General features: G+C 54.3%; 17 protein-coding genes and 1 tRNA gene. 4 read left to right on the top strand and 14 right to left on the bottom strand.

Annotated elements, in window-relative coordinates; genetic code table 11:
- Positions 1-39 precede the first annotated feature (39 nt).
- Positions 40-2,334, bottom strand: coding sequence for a fused MFS/spermidine synthase (locus FDK21_RS06625; RefSeq protein WP_138147872.1), 2,295 nt, complete (start codon positions 2,332-2,334; stop codon positions 40-42).
- Positions 2,335-2,679: 345 nt separating this feature from the next.
- Complete coding sequence (locus FDK21_RS06620) at positions 2,680-3,732, bottom strand: DUF418 domain-containing protein (protein WP_138147871.1); 1,053 nt, start codon at positions 3,730-3,732, stop codon at positions 2,680-2,682.
- Between the two features lie 450 nt (positions 3,733-4,182).
- Between FDK21_RS06620 and FDK21_RS06615 the strand changes: the two genes are divergently transcribed.
- On the top strand, positions 4,183-4,599 hold the full coding sequence (locus tag FDK21_RS06615) for a TetR family transcriptional regulator C-terminal domain-containing protein (RefSeq protein ID WP_246657497.1): 417 nt from the start codon (positions 4,183-4,185) through the stop codon (positions 4,597-4,599).
- 115 nt (positions 4,600-4,714) lie between these two features.
- On the opposite strand, the gene FDK21_RS06610 is transcribed toward FDK21_RS06615, so the two are convergent.
- The 5 genes from FDK21_RS06610 to FDK21_RS06590 all read right to left on the bottom strand — a co-directional run bounded on the left by FDK21_RS06610 (position 4,715) and on the right by FDK21_RS06590 (position 11,566).
- Positions 4,715-7,096 (bottom strand): glycoside hydrolase family 3 N-terminal domain-containing protein, encoded by a 2,382-nt coding sequence (locus FDK21_RS06610; RefSeq protein WP_138147870.1) that lies wholly within the window; start codon positions 7,094-7,096, stop codon positions 4,715-4,717.
- A gap of 26 nt (positions 7,097-7,122) precedes the next feature.
- Complete coding sequence (gene ugpC, locus FDK21_RS06605) at positions 7,123-8,283, bottom strand: sn-glycerol-3-phosphate ABC transporter ATP-binding protein UgpC (RefSeq protein ID WP_138147869.1); 1,161 nt, start codon at positions 8,281-8,283, stop codon at positions 7,123-7,125.
- Between the two features lie 125 nt (positions 8,284-8,408).
- The gene (locus FDK21_RS06600) at positions 8,409-9,242 is read right to left on the bottom strand and encodes a carbohydrate ABC transporter permease (protein ID WP_138147868.1); all 834 of its coding nucleotides are present in this window, start codon (positions 9,240-9,242) and stop codon (positions 8,409-8,411) included.
- Between the two features lie 3 nt (positions 9,243-9,245).
- The gene (locus FDK21_RS06595) at positions 9,246-10,172 is read right to left on the bottom strand and encodes a sugar ABC transporter permease (RefSeq protein WP_210238687.1); all 927 of its coding nucleotides are present in this window, start codon (positions 10,170-10,172) and stop codon (positions 9,246-9,248) included.
- Between the two features lie 98 nt (positions 10,173-10,270).
- Entirely contained in the window at positions 10,271-11,566 is a 1,296-nt protein-coding gene (locus FDK21_RS06590) for an extracellular solute-binding protein (protein WP_138147867.1), read from the bottom strand.
- A 348-nt stretch (positions 11,567-11,914) separates the two neighbouring features.
- Here FDK21_RS06590 and FDK21_RS06585 point away from each other — a divergent pair, with 348 nt between their 5' ends.
- Positions 11,915-12,928, top strand: coding sequence for a LacI family DNA-binding transcriptional regulator (locus FDK21_RS06585; protein WP_114011247.1), 1,014 nt, complete (start codon positions 11,915-11,917; stop codon positions 12,926-12,928).
- A 243-nt stretch (positions 12,929-13,171) separates the two neighbouring features.
- On the opposite strand, the gene FDK21_RS06580 is transcribed toward FDK21_RS06585, so the two are convergent.
- The 4 genes from FDK21_RS06580 to FDK21_RS06565 form a co-directional block, all read right to left on the bottom strand.
- Positions 13,172-13,246: transfer RNA gene (locus tag FDK21_RS06580), tRNA-Glu, on the bottom strand.
- A gap of 175 nt (positions 13,247-13,421) precedes the next feature.
- The gene (locus FDK21_RS06575; RefSeq protein WP_114011246.1) at positions 13,422-13,631 is read right to left on the bottom strand and encodes a cold-shock protein; all 210 of its coding nucleotides are present in this window, start codon (positions 13,629-13,631) and stop codon (positions 13,422-13,424) included.
- Between the two features lie 410 nt (positions 13,632-14,041).
- Entirely contained in the window at positions 14,042-14,812 is a 771-nt protein-coding gene (locus FDK21_RS06570) for a cobalt-precorrin-6A reductase (RefSeq protein ID WP_138147866.1), read from the bottom strand.
- Between the two features lie 14 nt (positions 14,813-14,826).
- Positions 14,827-15,966, bottom strand: coding sequence for a cobalt-precorrin-5B (C(1))-methyltransferase (locus FDK21_RS06565; RefSeq protein ID WP_138147865.1), 1,140 nt, complete (start codon positions 15,964-15,966; stop codon positions 14,827-14,829).
- Between the two features lie 115 nt (positions 15,967-16,081).
- Here FDK21_RS06565 and cobA point away from each other — a divergent pair, with 115 nt between their 5' ends.
- Both cobA and FDK21_RS06555 read left to right on the top strand, forming a co-directional pair.
- A complete protein-coding gene (gene cobA / locus FDK21_RS06560; protein ID WP_246657516.1) occupies positions 16,082-16,909 on the top strand; it encodes a uroporphyrinogen-III C-methyltransferase in 828 nt (275 codons plus the stop codon).
- A 5-nt stretch (positions 16,910-16,914) separates the two neighbouring features.
- Positions 16,915-18,240, top strand: coding sequence for a cobyrinate a,c-diamide synthase (locus FDK21_RS06555; protein WP_138147980.1), 1,326 nt, complete (start codon positions 16,915-16,917; stop codon positions 18,238-18,240).
- 233 nt (positions 18,241-18,473) lie between these two features.
- Here the strand turns inward: FDK21_RS06555 and cobM are convergent, their stop codons facing one another.
- The 3 genes from cobM to cobI are packed head-to-tail and all read right to left on the bottom strand — an operon-like array spanning position 18,474 to position 21,877.
- A complete protein-coding gene (cobM, locus tag FDK21_RS06550) occupies positions 18,474-19,256 on the bottom strand; it encodes a precorrin-4 C(11)-methyltransferase (RefSeq protein ID WP_138147863.1) in 783 nt (260 codons plus the stop codon).
- Positions 19,257-19,316: 60 nt separating this feature from the next.
- The gene (cobJ, locus tag FDK21_RS06545) at positions 19,317-21,170 is read right to left on the bottom strand and encodes a precorrin-3B C(17)-methyltransferase (RefSeq protein ID WP_138147862.1); all 1,854 of its coding nucleotides are present in this window, start codon (positions 21,168-21,170) and stop codon (positions 19,317-19,319) included.
- Positions 21,158-21,877, bottom strand: coding sequence for a precorrin-2 C(20)-methyltransferase (cobI, locus tag FDK21_RS06540; protein ID WP_138147861.1), 720 nt, complete (start codon positions 21,875-21,877; stop codon positions 21,158-21,160). Before cobI ends, cobJ begins: the two co-directional genes overlap by 13 nt.
- Between the last annotated feature and the right edge of the window lie 29 nt (positions 21,878-21,906).

Here is a 21,906-nt window from a genome sequence, read left to right as displayed (position 1 = left end):
CTGGTTCACCTGATGGCAACCGAGCATGCCGGGGGCTCGTTAGTTCCAGAATTTAATCTTGTCAAAATCAACGGCCTTGAGCACCGCGCTAAGGACATCTGAATAGTCATCCGTCCACGGGCGCATATCACCTGCCTGCGGCTTGATCCAACGGTCACTGTCCAGCAGCTTTCCAAAGTGCGCCTCATCACGAGCCAGGACGATTACAGCACTTGGATGGATGTGCGGATGACTTGCGATCAGTTTGGTTGTTGTCGCTGGATTGAACACTGCAGCAAGACCTTCTGATTTTGCGGTTGCAGCCACCGCTTCTTCGAGGTTCATATTCTGGTTGCTGATATGCATCGTAAGAATGCCATCCGGCTTCAGCTTGCGGAAATAGAGTCGAATGGCTTCTTGCGTCATGAGATGAACCGGGATGGAATCTGATGAGAAGGCATCGACAAGAAGATAATCAAGTTCGCCATCAGGCATGTCTGCAAGGGTCAGACGGGCATCGCCAATGATGATTTCGGAATTGGGCGCACAGTCAGACACAAAGCGAAACTTGTCCGGATTTTTCGCAATTTTGACGACCAAACTATCAATTTCGAATGTTGTCCATTTTTCATCAGGCTTGGTGTGACAGAGCATGCTGCCGGTTCCAAGACCGATAATGGCTCCATGCTCGATCGAACCTCCTCTGCGGGCCTGCATTGCGCCAAGAGATTGAGCCATGCCTTCAGACGAATGATAGTAGGTGAGGGGAACCGGCTTATGCTTGAGATCTTCCGGTTTGGTGGACATGGCGCCGTGAACGGTCGTTCCATGCATCATCAGACGAAACGGGCCTTCTTCGCTCTGTTGAACTTTCACGACACCGAAAAAGGAACGGTCGAAAGAGCTTTCCACCTTGAACTGATGATTAAAGAAAGTTGCTGTGGCTCCCAATGACAGGAAAATCACGGCAAGGGGGATGGACTTGATTTGCAAAACCGAGGCGACGACAAAGGCCAAAATGGCAAAGACCACATTGGTGCCGTAGGACTGAAAAGCCGGGATGAGGCCAGTTGATGTCAAACCCAGAAATCCAAGACAGAAAATGAGCGAGACAAGCGCCGACACTTTCAGCTCATTTTTATTCTCGAGGCGCATTGAGAGGCTCAATATCAAAACAGCCAAAAGAAAGAGTGGGTATTCCGCAACCCAATTGAAGACCGCTGGCGCCAGAAGCGAAGTGAAGCACCCGCCCAGAAAGCCTCCGAAAGACATCCAAAGATAAAAGGCTGTGAGATGACGTGCGTCGGGTCGTTTTTGGAACAGCAGCAAATGACAATAGAGCGCGATAAAAAAGAAGGCCGACAGGTGCAATATCAGGGAAAACCAGACCGGCAATGCTGCGGGCAAGAATGAGCTGACGATGATCGCCGTGATGACGAATGGCAGGTATCTGGACAATGTCTTGAAAGAGACCAATGGTTCTTGCCGGAACACGAAAACAAACGTCGATAAGAACAGGGCCAGAGGAATGACCCAGAGAAACGGTGCTGATGCGATATCAACTGATATGTGTGCCGTTACAGAAACCAGAAGTCCAGATGGCAAGGCCGCCAGAACGATCCACCAGATGACGTCGGTCTTGGCGACATCCAGATTTTTGTGATTTGCAAATTCTGTTTCAGATGGAGAGGATCTTTTCTTGCCATTGATGACCAGCAACCCACATGAGGCAATCATCACTGACAGAATTCCAAATCCATACATCCAGAGCACGCCCTGATCTGTGAGAGAAAAAGAAGGTTCTATCAAAATGATATACAGGAACAGGGACGCAAAACTGCCGATATTGCTGGATCCATAGAGAAAGTAAGGGTCTGCTGCGTGTGGATGGTCCGTTCGCGAGAACCATGCTTGCAGCAGGGGAGCGTTTGCTGAAACCGCAAAGAACGGAACGCCCACGGACAATGCAAACAGAGCGAAAAGCCACATTGCTTGCCCTTCAGTCGGGGGGGACCCCATGACCGAAGTGATGGAAATTGGAAGAAAGACAAAGGCGACAATCGCCAGAAGACTATGAATGATCAAAGCACTTCTTGTGCTGGCCCATTTGGTAAGCGCATGCGCATAGCTGTAGCCGAGCAGCAAAACGCCCTGGAAGAAAACGATCGCGACAGACCAAACGCCGGGAGAACCACCAAGTTTGGGTAGAACGAGCTTGGAAAAATAGGGCTGGATTGAGAAGAGCAGAAATGCACTAAGGAAGATCGACACCGAGAAAACGGCCAGAAGGACAAAACTACTTTGTTGTGGCTTGTAGGCAATTTGCTTGTCTGCCAAATCACAAGACTTATTCATAATGAAAAGTTCCTCACTCCAGTTTTGGAGCGGCCAGACTATCTGGAAAGTGCAATCATTCAGTTAAGGTGTTTGGAGACAGTTGAATTGCTCCCGAATAAAAACGCGCATTCGCAAAAAAACAGATCCTTTTATTGTTGCCACTTACTGTCCTTTGAACCCTGTTCACCGACACCAGATGAAATCTGCAAGGCACCTCAAGGGTGCGTTGTTCGACTGAAAGCATCTCGCCCCACGGAGTAACGATGAGCACTGGCAAAAAGACAAGTTTCGCCAACCCGACATTGGCCGCAGTGGGGCCTGTGATCGCTTTGGCTTGTCCGCCATCTGACGTGTGGATGTGTGTTAGCCCGCCAGTTTGCGCATGATGGCTTCTATTGGGCCCCGCTTGAACCAACGCGTCCAGATGAGGGCATAGACAATGGCAACCAAACAGAACAAGAGAGATGCGCCAACGGTTTGTGCAACAGTTTGCCCGCCAAGTTTGTCGAGCGCTTCAAGTGTTCCCATGCCAATCAGAATATGGGCAATGTAGAGCGTCAGAGTTTGTCGCCCTGCTGGTAGCAGCAATTGCAGAACCCCTATCGCCCTAAGGCTATTGGAGAGCAGGAGACAGGCCCCCACAACAATGCTTGCCGTACCAACACCCGCGAGCGTGTATTGTGGCATCGGAGGAACAGGGGAGGTTGTCACAAGTGCCGAGAGCTCTGGAGCAATTGGTACGAGCTGGGCTATCAGTAAAGCACTTACACCCTGCGCCACGGCAAACGCAATTGCACCACCGATGACCAGTTTCCATTGCGTTGCCCGTTTGGCCAGCGATGCGCGACTGAGGACAATGCCGAACAGCAAAAAGCCGATCCACGGGATAACGGGGTGCCAGCCATTGAAGAACAGGTTTCGGACAAAGCCAACAGGCGTCCAGAAGCCGCTATAGCTGTAGTCGCTCCAATTCCAGCCTGCATCATAGTTCAGGGTCAGGATCATAAACGGAAAGGCGACGTTGATACCAAGCAATATCCAAAAAAGTGCACGTGAGCTGAGCGGCAGTAGAAACACGCCAAACAGAAAATAGAATGCATAATAATGCAGGATATCGGCTTCGAAGATCGTCATGTTCAACAGACCGATTACCAACAGAAAAATAGCTCGTTTGATGGTGACCGAGATCGTCTGATCAAGCCTGTTCTGCCCTGCCAAACCGAGGCCGATTCCTGCCAGAACGACAAAGGTGGCGGCAGCGCGCCCTTCAAGAGCCGTCGTCAGAAAGGATAGATATCCGTTGCCTCCTTCCGCCCCCATGGCGATCTTGAAATTCACAATTACCATGCCAGCAAAAGCCACAAAGCGGGCCAGATCGAGACCGTCGAGCCGGTTGGATGCAGGAGTTTTCTTCATTTCTTCCATCGCTGCTTTCTGCTTCGCATATTTGGTGTGAAAGATGGGGTGTCTGGCATCTGTCGGAAGGCGAAAGTCACTGGTACACTGTGACAAGGGCGGGTTCAGAGCACAGGGTCTGACAGATCACAGCCGGTTGAAAAGACCTTCATCAGACCGAAAAGCCCAAGAAACCAACACTTCGCAAATGTCATGGTTAGCCCTTTCCACGCGACGGGTTTGATGCTATGAACGAACGATCGTTCATAGTTAGGAAGCGAGTGTTGGAGTGTCAAGCCTTTGCCCGAAAATGAACCGCCCATCCATCCGCGCAAGTTCGAGATCACACAGGCTGCTGTGATCTGTTTTCTGGAGCGTGGTTATCACCAAACTGGTGTTCGCGATATTGCCAGACAGGCCGGGATCAGCCTTGGCAATCTTTACAACCACTTCTCCGGCAAGGATGCCGTTTTGGCTTTCATTGCCGAGTTAGAAGGCAAGGAGCTGGCCGGATATATCGATTTATTATCAAATCCAGATGACCCACGAGCTGCAATAGAGCAATTCATTGATGACTATGCAGTCTATGTCTCTCACCCGGAAAATGCGCTGCTGGGCTTGGAAATTCTGACCGAAGCCCTGCGCAATCCAATGATTGCCGACGTCTTTGGCAAAAATCGAAACCGCTTGAGCGATGCCTTGGTTTGTTGTCTGAACAAGGGCGCCGAGGCAGGCATATTTGTCCCTTATGACGACCCGCATGCTGTGGCCTGTATGATGTTGGACACACTTGAAGGATTGGGCCTGCGTCGATTGTCCAACAAAACGCCAAACGAGAACGGCATTCAATCCATTCGTACTTTTATTTTCAACGGATTGAAGCTTTAGCGCCAGCAAACATCGCGCTGGACAGAGCCTGTCTTTCGATCAAAAAGGCAAAGGTGCCCACTGCCTAGAGCGGGCACCTTCATTGTGTCGAAGCGCAAGGGAGAGAGTGGCGAGGCTAGGTTGCCGAACCGATGACGCTTTCGCTCTGCATTCGCCAATTGCTTTCGAGGAAGTTGGCGGACCCTGTCAGAATGGCTCTGGTCTTGAGGCGAATATCACCGCTTGACTCGCCGATCATCAGAGTAACGGCACCTGGTTCAACCATTCGTTTTCCCTCAGCCCCCGTAAAGCTCAGCATGTCGGTTGGCACAACGAAGGTGACCGTTTGACTTTGACCGGCCTCCAACGCCACGCGCGCAAAAGCCTTGAGTTCTTTCACCGGGCGCACAACCGTGGCCAGTTCGTCACGAACATAGAGCTGTGGCACAGCGACCCCGGCGCGGTTGCCTGTGTTGGTGACACAAAAGGACAGTCGAATTTCACCGGTTTTGCAGTCCGTTTGATCTTCCGCCAGCACGATATCCGAATAGGTGAATTCGGTGTAGCCAAGGCCATGGCCAAACGGGTAGGACGATCCGAAGTGGCGGGCAATTGGTGTGCCAGAGGCCTTGAAATTGTGGTTATAGAAATAGGGAGCCGCACCAGCGCTTTTCGGGATGGAGATGGTCAGGCGGCCTGAAGGTTCCACCGCGCCGGTCAAAATATTGGCCAACGCCACACCACCCTGTTGTCCCGACAAGAAGGTCATGACTTGCGCAGCAATCTTGCCTTCTAGTCCACCCAGAGTGTAAGGGCGGCCCGAAGAAAGCACCACGATGACCGGTTTGCCAGTCGCAACGACGGCCTCTAGCAGGTCCTGCTGAACTGCAGGCAGCTGCAGGCTGTCGACGTCGGATCCTTCGCCAACGGTGCCCGTCTGGAAGATACCGGACAGATCGCCGACGCAGACAATGGCGAGATCGGCATCCTTGGCCTTCGTTACGGCCTCCGGGATCATGTCAAGGCGCGTTGACAGGGAAGACGCCTGCTCCAGGCTGGTGCTATCGTCCACATCGCCTGGGAAGACAGGGGCTCCGGCCTTGCGCTCATCAAGAATGTTGCAGCCCCGAGCATAGGTGATCTCGACCTTGTCGCCAATCAGGGTCTTGAGACCCGCAAGCGGCGTGATGACATTGCCGATTTCTTCCTCTTCCTCGTTATGGATCAGGTGGACAGGGAAGCTATAATCTCCCAGAAGGGCCAGCGGGTCGTCTGCGGTCGGGCCGATCACGGCAATCTTCTTCTGGTCTTTAAGGGGCAGGATGCCGTCATTGGAGAGGATGACGACGGATTGTTCAGCCACCTCACGCGCCACGTCAACGGCTTGTTTGCTTTGCAACTGAATGGCGCTGTCATCGGCATAGGGCTTTTCGAACAGACCGATGCGGAATTTCTCGACAAGCACCCGCCGAACAATTTCGTCAATGGTCTCCTCGGTGATCTGGCCGCGTTCGACGGCAATCGCCAGGTCCTTGGCGCAATCATCACCGGGCAATTCGACATCGAGACCGGCATTGAAGGAAAGCGCGGCGGCCTCTGTTGTGTCGGCTGCAATGCCATGATGTTGATAGAGAAGCGAAACGCCCACATAGTCTGCAACGATCAAACCGTCAAAGCCCCAGTCCTCGCGCAGCACCTTGGTCAGCAGATGACGTGACGCGTGAACGGGTTCGTTGTCGATGTCATGATAGGCAGGCATGACCGAACCGGCATTTGCCAGCTTGACCGCCATCTCAAAGGGCAGCAGGAACATGTCGTTGAGCTCACGCCAGCCCATATGGACCGGTGCGTGATTGCGACCGCCTTCGCTGGCTGAATGGCCGGCATAATGTTTGAGGGTCGCCAACAAGTCGCGCTTCTCGCCCTGCAAACCTTTGACATAGTGGGTGGCCATCAGACCGCACAAATAGGGATCTTCGCCAAAGGTCTCCTCGGTGCGGCCCCAGCGGGCATCACGGGCCACATCGAGCACCGGTGCCAAACCTTGATGACAGCCGATCATGCGTGCTTCTTTGCCGATCTGCTCACCGACTTTCTCGATGAGCGCCGGGTTCCAGGTGGCACCATAGTTGAGCGAAGAGGGGAACAGCGTTGCTCCCTTGATCATCAGGCCAGAAAGGCATTCCTCGTGCGACATCACCGGGATACCGAGACGGGTTTGCTCAAGCATGAATTTCTGTAAATTGTTGAGGGCGCGAACACCTTCAGCCGGATCAATGCTGCGGGTTCCGAGCGGGCGTGTGATCTGGCCCAGCCCGTGCGACAGCATCTCGCGCAGGGTGTCGGCATCGCTCTCACCGGTAAATTGATCACTGCGCACCTGATGGTCGCCATTTTCGTTCAGAAACAACCAGACGGCATGCATTTGCCCGATCTTTTCTGCACGAGTCATGCGGGAGAGAAGGTCATCGGCTCGGGCTTCGGGGCTGAGGGATGGATCTTTATAGAGTTCAGTCATCTTTGTGGTGTCCTTTAATGCGCGCTTCAGAGCGCCGTGGCATCAAAGCTGATGGATTTTGGTGCGGGATTGAGGTGTGTGAGCGCATCACCAGCCTCGTCGAACAGGTGACAAAGCTCAGGCCGGATCTGGAACTTGATTGCGCCACGAAGACTGACCTCCGTCTCGTCCGAAACCTTGGCGATCATCGGAGCATCCGTGCTTTCGGAGAGATAGAGGAAGCTGTATTCGCCAAAATTCTCAACGGCGTTGAGGGCGCGCGAGAAGACCTGCTCTGTTACCGCTTCACCAACCGGTGTCATGTGTTCGGGGCGGATTCCGAGCGTCAATTTTGCACCGATCGGCAAATGTCCAGCAGAGACCGGAACAAACAATTCCTCGTCGCTATCGAGCTTGACACGAGCACCATCCTCGCTGGCCGCCACAAGGGTAACGGGCAGAAAGTTCATCGACGGGGAGCCAAGAAAACCCGCTACAAACAGATTTTTGGGTCGATGGTAAAGTTCAAGCGGTGAACCGGTTTGGGCGATCGAGCCTTTCGTGATCACGTCATCGCCCGCCCGCAGCAGGACAATTTTGTCCGCCAAGGCCATCGCTTCGGTCTGATCGTGGGTTACATAGATCATACTGGCTTCGGGGAACTTGCGATGCAGATTGGCAATCTCGGTGCGCATATGCACTCGCAAGGCGGCATCGAGGTTGGAGAGCGGTTCATCGAACAGGAAGACGGCAGGCTGGCGCACAATGGCCCGGCCAATGGCAACGCGTTGACGCTGACCGCCCGAGAGTTCTTTGGGCTTGCGTTCCAGCAGATTTTCGATCTGCAGGATGCGAGCCGCCTCACCGACGCGCTCAACAATCTGATCTTTGGGTGTCTTTGCCTGTTTGAGGCCAAAGGCCATATTCTCATAGACCGACATGTGAGGGTAGAGCGCGTAGTTCTGGAACACCATGGCGACGCGACGCTCTGCTGGCAGAGCTTCGTTCATGCGCTGGTCTCCGATTTTCAGCTCGCCCTGTGTGAGGGTTTCTATGCCAGCAATCATGCGCAGCAAGGTCGACTTGCCGCAGCCCGATGGCCCAAGGAAGACGCAGAATTCGCCATCTTCGATTTCCAGATTGATGTCATTGAGGACGGTGGCACGGCCGAACCGTTTCGCTGCATTGTCAAGGTGAATGCTGGTCATGACTGGAAGATCCTCTTTGCAGAGATGTCTGTGTTCGGCCCCAAGAAACCGCAGGGAACGCAGCCCGTTGAGCGGAGGAGCGGGAAGGGGATGTGGGTAGGCTGGGCGCAGATCTCTGTCATGGCTTATCCTTTCAGGGATCCGGCCATCATGCCGTTGACGATCTTTTCCTGACCGATGGCATAGACGATGATCAGGGGAAGCGTACTGAGGGTCACCACAGCAAGGATCGCCGGGATGTCGGCTGCATACTGGCCCTGAAAGTCCCAAACGGCGAGCGGCAGGGTGCGGGTGTCCGGCGAACTGGTCAGCACATAAGCGAAGACAAATTCGTTCCACAGCATGATGCCATTATAGATGGCTACCGTTGAGATGCCCGGCCCGGAGAGAGGGAAGAAGATCTTGAAGAAAATCTTGAACGGGCCGCAGCCGTCAAGAAAGGCTGCTTCTTCCAGTTCTTTAGGCACCTGACGCATAAATTCGGTCAGAATGAACACCGAAATCGGCAAGCTGCAGGCAACATAAGGACCGATAAGGGCGAACATGGTGTCATACAGACCCATATTCCGGATCATCAGATAAATGGGCACAAGAGTGACGTGGAGTGGCACGATCATGCCCGCGACGATCAACCCGAACAGCAGGCCGTTGAAGCGGAATTTCAGCCGTGCCAACGCATAGGCTGCCATGGAGCTGACCAGTACGATCAACGCAACCGATACGGATATGACGAACACCGAGTTGCGCAGATAGATCAGGAAGGAGTTATTGAGAAGCTGGAGGTAATTGTCAAAATTCCAGCTTTCGGGCGGCATCCAGACCGGATTGGTATAGGTTTCCTGCAATCCCTTGAAGCTGGTAAAGGCCACGAAAAGGAAGGGCAGCGTGGTCACCAGCAGCCAGAACAGGCCAAGCGCGGGAAAGGCAACTTTCGAGATTTTGAAGGCTTTCTTCTGCATCGCTCAGATCTCCGTTTCGAAGCGTTTGGACAGGCGCATGGAAACGGCGGCGATCACCGTGATGATGATGAACATTGCCGAGGCAATGGTGCTGCCATACCCCATCTCAAAGGAGTTGAAGACGGTGTGGTACATGTAGGTCGCCATCATTTCCGACGAATGCTCCGGCCCGCCGTCCGTCATCACATAAACGAGGTCGAAGTAACGCATGGAGCCGATAACCGCGAGCAACACGGCGGTGCGGAAGGTGCCCTGCAAATGGGGCAGCTTCAGGCGCCAGAAGATGGTGGACTGGCTTGCGCCATCCAGATTGGCCGCCTCAACGATCTCGCGGGGGAATGAGGACAGGGCAGCAAGGAACAGCACCATATAGAAAGGCACATTTTGCCAACAGACGACGGCAATGACAGAGCCAAGCGCAAAATCCGGGTCGCCCAGCCAATCTTGCGTCCAGTCATAAAGCCCAATCTCGGTGAGGATCGAGTTGATGGGGCCGAAATTGGGGTCGAAGATATTCTTGAACAGCACGCCAAGCGCGACGCTCGACATCAAAAGCGGGATGAAATAGAGGATCTTGAGGATCCGGGATCCTTTTGATGCCTCGTCCAGAACCACGGCCAGAAGAACGGCAATCGGCAACTGGATCAGGACGGAGAAAACCGCAAGATAGATATTGTTGAGCGCTGATTGCCAGAAAACCGCATCTGAGAGAAGCCTCTCCCAGTTGTCAAACCCGGTAAAGCGCGCACCGTCACCCAGCCCGTTCCAATCGAGGAACGACAGCTCGAAACTATAAATCAGCGGGTACAGCAGAAAAACCGACAAGAGAATGATCGCCGGGGCAAGAAAGACGATCGGGGCCAGCTTCTGCGCCCGCCGGTAGGATTGCCTTGAGCGAAGTGTCATGGATTGCACAGATCCATCCGACATGGGGAAGGTCCCTTCATTTGGCAGCAACCGGCCGTTGCCCCTGGGGAGCAGCGGCCGGAAAGATCGATCACAAGTCGACGGGTGTCTCTGAGGAGAGATTATTTGTTGGCAAGCTCTTTGGCGACCGCTTCCATCTTGGCTGCGGCTTCCTCAGGCGTGATGGAAAGGCCAAGCAATTGCTGTGTGGTGTCCTTATGGACCTCAGCAAGAGCCGGAGCCAGTTCCTGATCGTACCAGAGTTGGATGCTTGGTGCTTTGCCAACGGCTTCCATCACCCCAGCAAGATAGGGATCTTCCACCTTGGCGTTCTTGATCGGCAGGATCTTGTTATCTTCCATCTTCAGTTCCGCTGCACGATCATCGGTCGAGAATTTCAGCAGGTCGAAAGCGGCATCCTGATAAGGGCAATCGGCGTTGATGGAGATGTAGTTATCGCCCATGGTGCCAATGGCATTGTTGGGATTGCCCTTGCCACCCTCAACCGCCGGGAAGGTGAAGAAGCCGACATTCTTGGCAAATTCGGGATTTTCGTTGGCAATTGAGCCAAACTCCCAGCTGCCCATCAGTTCCATTGCGGCACGGCCCGAATAGAGAAGGCGACGGGAACCACCGATATCATAATCAAGTCCGTTGTATCCGCGGGCAAATCCACCAGCCTTGACCAGATCCTGAAGCATCTCGCCAGCCTTGATGAAGGTTGGATCTTCGAAGGAGCCGCCGGGTTCACGATCAGCAGCTTTCTGGAAGACTTCCGGACCGCCAATGCGATCGGCCAGATAAACGAAGAACATGGAGCCCGGCCATTTTGCCTTGTTGGCCAAAGCAAATGGAGCGATCTTGTTCTCATTGAGAACTTTGACCACGTCCATCAGCTCTGTCCAGGTCTTGGGAGGCTCGATGTTGAGTTTCTTGAAGATATCCTTGTTGTAGATAACAACCGCGACAGCTGTGCCCATGACCGGAAGGCCATAGGTGTCACCTTGATATTTGGCGGGTGAGAAACTGGCGGGCAGGAAACGGTCGGCGAAGTCCTTGTTCTTCTCAAGATAGGGCGTCAGGTTGGTGACTTTTCCTGCCTTGATATATTCACGCAACGGACCTCCACCCCAACTGGTAAAGACACAAGGTGCCTCATTGGCACCGAAGGCAATTTTCAGCTTGGTTTTGTAGGCGTCGTTGGCAATGTGGGAATCCTCGACCTTGAAACCGGGATTGGCGGCTTCAAAGCGGTCGGCAGCATCGCGAATGGTCGCGACGGTGCGTTCCTGAGTCTGCAAATCCCAGGATGTGATGACTTTGGCATCGTCGGCCAGTGCGCCTGAAACAGGCAGCAGACCAGCAACGGCGACGCCGCAGAGTAGTTTGGTGATACGGTTTGACAGCGTTAACTGCATTATGTCCTCCCATCGTTCGAGACTTGTCGGGATCATGATACGATCGCACAAGTTTACATCAGTAACGTTATCGGTAACGTAGTGTTTTGTCAATGGATTTGAATCTGCTCAAAAAGGTAGTAAGAAGAGCAGGAAAATGCGGGATTCTGCTGTGAAGTCCGGGACTTTCTTGACAAGGCACCACAAGAAAATATTCGTTGAGCAAAATGGCCAATGCACAAGAAACCTTGTTTTGAATGACACAGTCCAGCGCAGTGAGCTTCGCCGGATCCAAAAGTAACGTTACAGGATATCGTTGCCTTAGAATGCAACGAGCAAGCCAGACCAAATGAGGTTGCGCCAGTGAAAATGCCAAGACCCACCCTTGCTGATGTTGCAAGAGTAGCAGGTGTCTCCCGGATGACAGCATCCCGCGCACTCAATGACAAACCGGGCATGTCTGACAAAACAAGAGAAGACATTCAGCGCATTGCCAGCGAAATGGGCTATGTTGCCAATCCGATGGCGCGAAAGCTTTCGAGTGGTCGCACGCATATCATCGGCGTTATCGCCCAGTTGCACACCTCCTTCACCGGAGAGATGGTGATGGGCATCGGCACCACCATCCGGGGTGCTGGCTATGAAATGCTGGTCTACTCCCTGTCGGACAATGACACCCAACCTCCGTCCAGCGTGGTCAATTTGTTGCAGCAAGTGGCGGACGGCATCATTGTGCTGTTGCCCTATGAAGCGGACTATCTTGAAAAATTGCGCGATGCCTCCCTGCCTGTCGTGACGGTAGAGACCGTGTTTGACGAACCGACCTTCCCAGCTGTCATCACCGATGGCTATCAAGGAGGGCGGCAAGCCATGACACATCTGATTGAACTTGGCCACAAGCGCATCGGCTTCATCACCGGCAATCTAAAGCTTCTATCGGCCCGCAGCCGATTGAAGGCTTATCAGGACATGGTCGCGCAATATGACCTTGACGACGACCCGGCCCTGATCTGTGAGGGAGATTACATGCAACTGGGCGGTTATGATGCTGCCAAGCAGTTGCTCGCCCTTGAGAACCGCCCGACCGCGATTTTTGCCTCCAATGACGTCAGTGCACAGGGTGCCATGTCCGCCATCCGTGAAGGGGGACTTTCTGTTCCGGACGACATTTCACTGGTCGGGTTCGACGATATCGGTCTGTGCGAGCAGATGCACCCAACCCTGACCACCGTGCACCAGCCCCTACAACAGATGGGGCGCTCTGCCGTAAACATGTTGATGGCTATGATTTCCGGGCTGGACGTTCCATTCAACCAGATCACATTGCCAACGGAACTGGTGGTGCGACAGTCAACCGCCGCACCGAAAACAAACCGGAATTAGCGGCGGGTCAGCCGTCAGACGACGCCATGTCCATATCCCGTCCGATTTCACAAACGTCGGACGTAACTGGCATGAATAGCGGAACGCTGAAACGCTACTGGAAGCCCGCAAAATGGGATGAACGCGACCCAGAAAACAATGGCAAACAACGCGATGGCGCGGCTGAAATGATAGCGAGCCTCGCTGCCCAGTCAAACAAAAGGCCCCGCAACTCATTGAATTGCGGGGCCTTTTCGTCGAAAGTGGCACGCCCTACGGGACTCGAACCCGTGTTACCGCCGTGAAAGGGCGGCGTCCTAACCGCTAGACGAAGGGCGCTCGCTATCGGTGAGGCGGTTTATATGAGGCTTTGTCGCAAAGCGCAAGCGTCAAAGTGACTTTTTTAAACCGAAGTTGGACTTATCCAAACCCTGTGTGAAACACGAAAGAAAACCCCGATGCTACAAAGCACCAGGGTTCGATTTTTGGAGCCTTAATGGCCGGAGTCTGTCGGTTAACCGACAACCTTCAGATTGTCAGCATTTTCCTTGCCGTTGCGACCTTCGACCATTTCATATTCAACCTTCTGACCTTCGGTTAGGGTTGTCAGGCCGGAACGTTCAACCGCAGAAATATGAACAAAAGCGTCTTTGCCACCTTCGGCCGGCTCGATGAAGCCATAGCCTTTTGTTGGGTTGAACCACTTAACAGTTCCGGTTGCCATCTTCGATTTCCTTTTGACTTGTGGGCCTTCCCCTACGCACCTCATATACGTTGGGATGTCTATTTCACGAGCGCCAGAACAACAAACCCTCTCCGTCGATCCGCATATGTCCGGTGCCTGATGAAAAATCAACACGAAAAGAGTACATCAAGAATTACGTTTTCGGAAGAATAGAATTTCATCTGCAACTAAGTTTCATGAAATTGAAATAATTTATACCATTTGACCCAAGACTAATGGGCGCTATCCCAATGAAATATAGAGGGAAAACGACATCTAACCTTTTTGTATCAATGCAATCAAAACCGAAATGGAGCGCTCAAACTGACAAAATATGGGCCTTCTGCCACAAATTTTGCCACTGCTGAACGATAAATTTAGGCAATTTTCAGGCATATTGCAGACGAATGTCAGCCCTTCAGCCAGTCAAGTATGGTGTCCAAATTGTTGAATATACGACAATCCGGCAGAATTGGACGCTTGATCATGACCACATCCAAACCAAGTTCATGGGCCGCGGCTATCTTGTGATAGGATCGCTTGGCACCGGAATTCTTGGTCACAAGACAAGAAATTTCTTTTTCTTGCAAAAGCTGGATTTCTTCTTCGATAGTCTTGCCCGGCATGGCTTGGCAAAAGGAAAAGTTGCCCCCAAAGTCAACAACGTTGGCGGGCGCAATTGAACGCAGGAGGAAATGACAATCGGTGCGGGCTTGAAAGGGCTTTGCGGATTGTCGACCGACCGCCAACAGAACCCGCGCCCCCTGCGGTATGCATGTCGCCGCATCGTTCAGGTCTTTCGCTTCGATCCAGCACTTTCCTGCAAGAGGCTCCCATGCGGGGCGCTCAAGACGGACAAACCCTATTTGACACCTGTTGGCGGCCTGATGGGCATTTTGGCTGATTTGCGCTGCATAGGGATGTGTCGCATCAATGAGCAAATCAATGGCTTCAGCCTGCAGATAGGCAGACAGTCCATCAGGGCCGCCAAAACCACCAATTCTGATATACAGTCGGGAAAGATCGGTCTTTTTTAAGCGATCGCGAAAGGATGCCTTTGTCCCGTCTCCCAGAGCCCCGGCAAGAGAGAGGGTGACATCGTGCAATCCTTCATCGAGCAAGCCCTTTACCAGTTCGCGTGCTTCACTCGTGCCGCCCAGTATGAGGATTCTTCTGCCCATATGGTTCACGTACCCTATGCCGGATCGCTTGATTGGCGTTGCTCTGGCATCGCGACCGGGGTGCGTGCCAGCAATCGGCCATCACGACTCACCGCAACAATATCGACTCCCACCGGAGCATCGCGAAGTATCCGCAAGGCTTCCTGTTGCGCCCGCAGGGCAACAGCCCCGGCGACATCAACTCCGCACCGTTCTGCGTCTTCCAATATGGCCATTGCCGTATTGGCCGTACGTGATCGCTCGACCAAACCAGCATCCGCCCCCATGTCGGCCAGAAAGTCTGCCATCCAGTCGAAATCCACCTGACTGCGGCCGGAATGCAAATCCATATGACCCTGAGCCAGCTTCGACAATTTGGCAAAGCCGCCGCCGATCGTCAGGCGTGGAATGGGATTTTTGCGCAAATACTTCAACATGCCACCGACAAAATCGCCCATATCCAATTTGGCAAAATCGGGAAAGTCATAGAGACTGCAGACCACCTTTTCCGAAGTTGACCCTGTGCAGCCGGTCACATGCCCGTGCTTTTCAGCGCGCGCCACGTCAATGCCGCGATGGATGGAATGGATCCAGGCCGAACAGGAGAAGGGCACAACGATTCCCGTCGTGCCGAGGATGGATAGGCCGCCAACAATACCCAGTCTGGGGTTCCATGTTTTCTTGGCAAGTTTTTCTCCATTCCGCACCGAAATCGTGATTTCGATATCTGGCGAGAAACCATGTTCTTGTGATAAATTCATCACCACTTCGCGCATCAATTGCCGTGGTACCGGATTGATGGCCGGTTCTCCGGCAGGAATCGGTAATCCGGGGCGTGTCACCATGCCGACACCGTCTCCTGCCTTGAAGGTAACGCCAGAGCCGGGGACGCCCCAAGTTACTTGAGAAAGCACAAGGGCACCGTGGGTTACATCGGGGTCATCGCCGGCATCTTTGACGATACCGACTTGAGCTAGATCATCCTCAAGACGCTCAAAGCTCAACGTAAAGGCAGGTTGTTGACCCTTGGGCAAAGTGATAGTTACAGGGTCAGGAAAAGCACGAGTGACAAGGGCCGTCAGCGCCGCCTTCGTGGCTGCGGTCGCACATGCGCCAGTCGTCCAACCTCTACGCAGTGCCGTGCCTTCTTCTGGTTTTTCTTCAACTTCTGACATGGCTCAGATATACACCGCATATGAGCGTGGTGACCACGCTTTAGATGAAATTACAGGAAATAAGATGTCGACTGATCCGAAACTCGATACCGACAGTGTGTCCCTTTTTGAAGGTATGCCGGAATTTCTTCCCGGCTGGGTATGGCTCGTGGGCGCGGGGCCCGGTGACCGCGGTTTGTTGACATTGCATGCCATCAATGCGATCCGGCAAGCTGATGTGATCGTGTATGACGCTTTGGTCGATAAGTCCATCCTCTCTTTGGCGCACTCTGGCGTCGTGACCGAATATGCTGGCAAGCGGGGCGGCAAGCCTTCACCAAAGCAAAAGGACATCAACCTACGCCTGATCGCCCTTGCCAAAGAGGGCAAGCGTGTCCTGCGCCTGAAAGGCGGGGACCCCCTGATTTTCGGCCGTGGTGGTGAAGAAGCGTTGCAGTTGGTCGAAGAGAAAGTCCCGTTCCGGATTGTACCGGGCATCACTGCAGGCATTGGCGGGCTGTGCTATGCGGGTATCCCTGCGACTCACCGCGCAGTAAACCAGTCGGTCACCTTCCTGACCGGGCATGATCAGACCGGTGAATTGCCATCCGCGCTCGATTGGGATGCCCTGGCCAAGGGGTCACAGGTCCTGGTCATGTATATGGCCATGAAGCATCTAAGCTCAATCGTCGATAAGTTGATCGCTGGTGGCCGTCGTCCCGAAGAGGGGGCTGCTGTTGTGTGCAATGCCACCACACCGGAGCAGCGCATTCTGGTATCCACGCTTGGTGAAATCGTTGAAGACCTTGAGAAAACCGATCTTGCACCACCAGCCCTGTTTGTCATTGGCGATGTGGTCAAACTGCGTGCAGGGCTCGATTGGCTCGGCCATGCGCAATATGGCAAGGAGCTGATTTCCGATCCACTGGCAGCGCCAGCTTTGCATGAGACCGTAGACGCATGAGGCCAATGACAGGCACACCCGGTCTGATTTTGGCGGCAAGCAGTTCCAATTCAGGCAAAACAACCCTGTCGCTCGGCCTTCAGCGGCTCTTTATCCGCAAGGGTTTGAAGGTGGCTCCGGCGAAAACCGGGCCGGATTATATTGATCCGGCCTTTCATGCGGTTGCGTCTGGCCGTCCCTCCATCAATCTCGATCCTTGGGCGATGGCGCCAGAGGCGTTGCGTACGCGCAGTCACAAGCAGGCCAAGGGCTTTGATATGCTGTTTGTCGAAGGCGTGATGGGCCTGTTTGACGGCGCGGCCAACGGGCAGGGGTCAACGGCGTCGCTCGCCCGGATCCTCAACCTGCCGGTTATTTTGGTACTGGACGTCAAGGGGCAGGCGCAAACCGCAGCCGCCATCGCCAATGGCATCAAGATGCATGACCCAAATGTCACCATTGGCGGCGTTATTCTCAATCGTGTTGGCAGCGAAATCCATGAAGGCATGCTGCGCGATTCCTTTGACAAGATCGGCATCCCGGTGGTCGGCGCAGTGCGCGTGTCGGATGATCTGTCGTTGCCTTCTCGGCATTTGGGGCTGGTGCAGGCCAGCGAGCATCATGAATTGTCCAACAAAATTGATCGCATCGCCGACCATGTAGGTCAATATGTCGACCTTGATCACATGCTGTCGATTGCCGAGGCAGGCGCGCTGGCCAATGAATATGCGTCAGCAGGTCCCGACCACATGTTGGCCCCTTTGGGGCGCCATATTGCCATCGCCAAGGATGCGGCCTTTACCTTCATCTATCCTCATCTGAATTCTGAGTGGCGGGAACAAGGTGCTGAAATCTCGTTCTTTTCTCCGCTTGCCGACGAAATTCCAAATCCTGATGCCGATGCAATTTATCTGCCCGGCGGCTACCCCGAACTTTATCTTGAACAGCTGGATGCTGCCAGCCATTTCAAGGCCAGCATGAAGGCTGCTGCTAAAGCCAATATCCTGATCTTTGGCGAATGTGGGGGCTATATGGTGCTGGGGCGTGAGATCACCTCGAAAGAGGGTGTCGCATTCCCGATGTTGGACCTTCTGCCAATCAGCACAAGTTTTAATAAGCCTAAGTTAAAATTAGGCTATAGAAAACTTAGCCACAAATCAAACTTACCGTGGCCACAGGGCCTGAATGCCCACGAGTTCCACTTCTCCCAGATCACCTGGATGGGAGAGGCCGAGCCGCTGTTCGACGCGAAAGCAGCCACGGGTCGCGATGTTGGTGCCATGGGGCAAAAGGTCGGATCGGTGCACGGATCCTTTGCCCATATCATCGCTCCAAGTTACGCAGATTCGTGAGACTTCAAACCTGAAGATGCCCCGCGCCTCAGTCAAAATCACACAAAAAGGGTCAGCTCAGATGAGTTGACCCTTTTTATTGGCCGTTTTCGTTTGATTGCGCGGCACCATTTCAGTTTCACGCACGACCAACGCTGGCATGCGAGCAAAAAAACCCCGGAGAGAAAACTCACCGGGGCCGGGCGTCGAAGTTGGTTCCCATAAAACGTTGCTGGTTTTCGATGGTTTCCGCTTTACGCGTCGTCTTCGACTGCGCCCTTTGTTCCCACCCGCAGGACATGCGAGAAGTCAGCGTCATAGAGTTTGGAATCGGCAAACCCCTTGGCACCCATGGCCGGACCGACAAGGATCAATGCCGTGCGGGTGATTTTGGCCTCGCGCACTTTCTTGCGGATCGTAGACAAGGTGCCGCGGATAAAGGACTGGTCTGGCCAGCCGACGCGATAAGCAACCACAGCCGGGCAATCTTCGCCATAATGTGGGATCAGGTCACGCTCGATCTGCGGGATGTTGCGGACCGAGAGATGAATGGCCAAGGTCGCACCAGATGCGCCCAGTTTATCGAGGCTTTCCCCTTCCGGCATGGAAGAAGACTTCATTGCGGTGCGGGTCAGAATGATGGTCTGGGCAATGCCCGGTACGGTCAACTCGGTCCCCAAAGCAGCCGCCGCAGCAGCAAAGGCTGGCACACCCGGCACCACTTCGAACGGAATGCCAAGGTCATCAAGGCGGCGGATCTGCTCAGCAATCGCACCATAGATTGATGGGTCGCCAGAATGGACGCGAGCCACATCCTGCCCCTTGTCATGGGCTTCCTTGATGTCAGCGATGATCTCGTCGAGATGCATCGGAGCCGTATCCTTGACCAAAGCGCCTTCCGGGGCTTCCGCAACGGTGGATTCTGGCACTAAAGAGCCGGCATAAAGGCAGACCGGGCAAGACTGGATCAGCTTGAGGCCACGAACGGTGATGAGGTCAGGCGCACCGGGACCGGCGCCAATGAAATAGACTGTCATGTTTCAATTCCTGTCAGGGGGATGGGAGAGGGCAATTGCCGCCCGTCTCCTGTCCATGTTTCATTCTTTGTCGGCGTCGATGCGTTTGGCATAGCCGCGCGGTGTATAGGCCATCCAGCCATTGTCACCGACCGACCGGTCGCCGTTCTGCAAAATGCGGGACTGGGACGAGCCAACCAACACAACGGTCATCATGTCGACTTCATCCACTTCCAGCTCGCCAAGCGTACGAATGCGCAGATTTTCCTGCGGCCGGCCCAGGCTGGAGGCCAGCAATACAGGGGTTTCCGGCGGACGCTTGGTCAGCAGAATTTCCTTGGCACGGGCCAGCTGGGTCCGGCGTTTCATCGAGACCGGATTATAGAAGGCCACCACAAAGTCACCCAAAGCCACAGCTTCAAGGCGCTGTTCGATGGTTTCCCAAGGGGTCAGCAGATCCGACAGGGACACGGTGCAGAAGTCATGGCCGAGAATGGCACCAAACCGCACAGAAGCGGCCTGAAGCGCCGAAATGCCCGGCACATTGATCAGCTCAACCCGTTTGGCATCGTCCGACACGCCGCCATTGTCGGCTTCGCGGTCGAGCAATTCCATCACCAGTGCACCCATGGCATAGATGCCAGCGTCGCCAGAGCAGATGAGGGCAACATTTTTGCCTTTGCCTGCCTGCTCGAGCGCATAGCGGCACCGATCTTCTTCGCCACCTAGCGGGAAGTCGCTGCGCGATTTGCCTTCACCCAGCGGGCCAAGCAGGTCGATATAAAAACCATAGCCAACAAGCTCTTCAGCTTCGGCAATCCGGTTGGTGGCTTCTGGCGTGCGCCATTCCGACTGGCCCGGCCCAATGCCGACCACAGACAGACGACCGCGCGCTTTGCCCGGCAGATCGCCAACGAACGGAGCGACCGCCATGCCAACAGCACAAGTGGCTTTGTCGGATTTGACTTTCTCGACCAGCAGGGAACCGCAAGCCCCAACCGCTGCCAAGGCAGCGCCTTCGGCCACCCCATGGCAACCAACTTCCGAGTAAACCACATCGGACGGATTGGCCAGACGATCTTTCTGGGCTTCAAGCTCAGACGCCGGGAAGAAGCGGGCAGGGACGCCAAAATGCTTGGCTGCCGCATGAATGGCTGCTTCATCCATTTTCACGTCGATGGACGCAATCAAACCCAAAGCTTCAACGGCCAGATTGTTGTCGTCCAGCACCTTGGTAATGTGGTCGATCAGATGCTCGGCTGCAACGCCGCGCTCACAGCCAACCCCAAGCACCAGCTTCTGGGCGCTATAGACCAGCGCATCTGCGCCAGAGGCTTTCTCGACACTATTTTCAAGGCGGATCGCAGCGTCGTCGGCAAGGGTCAACTTGTCTTTCTTGACCCAATCAAGGCCTTCGGCAACCGAAACCGCTTCACCATTGACCATGCGGGCCATCAGCGGGCCTGCAGCGCGAGCATTTTGCAGCTTCCAGCCTTTTGGCGGATGATCAATTGCCATGCTGAACTTACAATCGCCAGCGGTGGTGACAGCGGCGTGGGACTTCATTCCTTCCGCAATCAGGCGGGCCAGATCGTTCGAGCCATGATGGCCACCCAGCAACGGCACCACAGAGGCCCCATCACGAGAGACGGACAGAACAGCGGGCTCATCGAATTTGCTGTCGAGCAAAGGCGCAACAGCCCGGATGACAATGCCGCTGGCGCAAATGGCAATGACATTCTTGCCTTCTGCAAACAGGGAGCGAATGTGAAGAATGCTGTCAGAAAAGACCTGATCCACGCCATCGGTGCCTTCCTTGCCGTGGACAAGGGCCACTTCACCCGCCCCTTGCAGGATCGTGCGGAACGATTTGGCGAGGTCCGCCGTGCCCGAAGTGACACAGACGATCACATTGGTGCGATTTACTTTTTCCATGCTTCGCCTCCGTCATAGATAAGGATCATTGAGAAATAAGGGACGCAGCTCTCATCAACATCGGCAAGGCGCATGACCTTTTCCGTTGGCAATGTGGCGCGTTCAACATAACCGGCATTGGCCAACAGACCATGCTTTTCGAGGATGGCGCGGATGCGTGGCATATGGCGACCAACCTTGATGATGACAAAGGAGCCACCCATCGCCAGACGGCGTTCCAACTCGTCGCTTTCCATGGGTCCGGGCAGAATGGTCAGCACATCGTTGCGACCAGCCAACGGCTGGGCCAGACGACCAGCGCACGCCACCAGCGAGGAGACGCCCGAGACGATCTCAATTTCGAACTCATCATGCAGGCGATCATGCAAATACATGAAGCTGCCATAGAAGAAGGGGTCGCCCTCACACAGAACCACCACGTCGCGACCGGCGCGCAAATGCTCGGCAATATCCTTGGCGCCTGCGTCATAGACCGTCTGGGCTGGGAAGCGCTCGGTTTTCATGGGCACCGGCATTTCGATTTCGACGCAAGCGGTGGAAATATGGGCCTTCGCAATCGACCGGGCGAAGCTTTCTCCGCCTTCTGGTGCGGGATAGGCCACAATATCGGCTGCAGAAATCAATCGGGCAGCCTTCAGGCTGATCAGTTCCGGGTCACCGGGGCCAACGCCGACCCCATAAAGTTTGCCATTACCATTCTTGTTCATTGTTTTCTCTTCGATCAACTGGTCTTGGG

The organism is Cohaesibacter sp. CAU 1516 (assembly GCF_005771485.1).
GTDB lineage: Bacteria > Pseudomonadota > Alphaproteobacteria > Rhizobiales > Cohaesibacteraceae > Cohaesibacter > Cohaesibacter intestini.
Note: the sequence above shows the minus strand (reverse complement) of the source record. Positions and strands in the feature narration are given on the sequence as shown.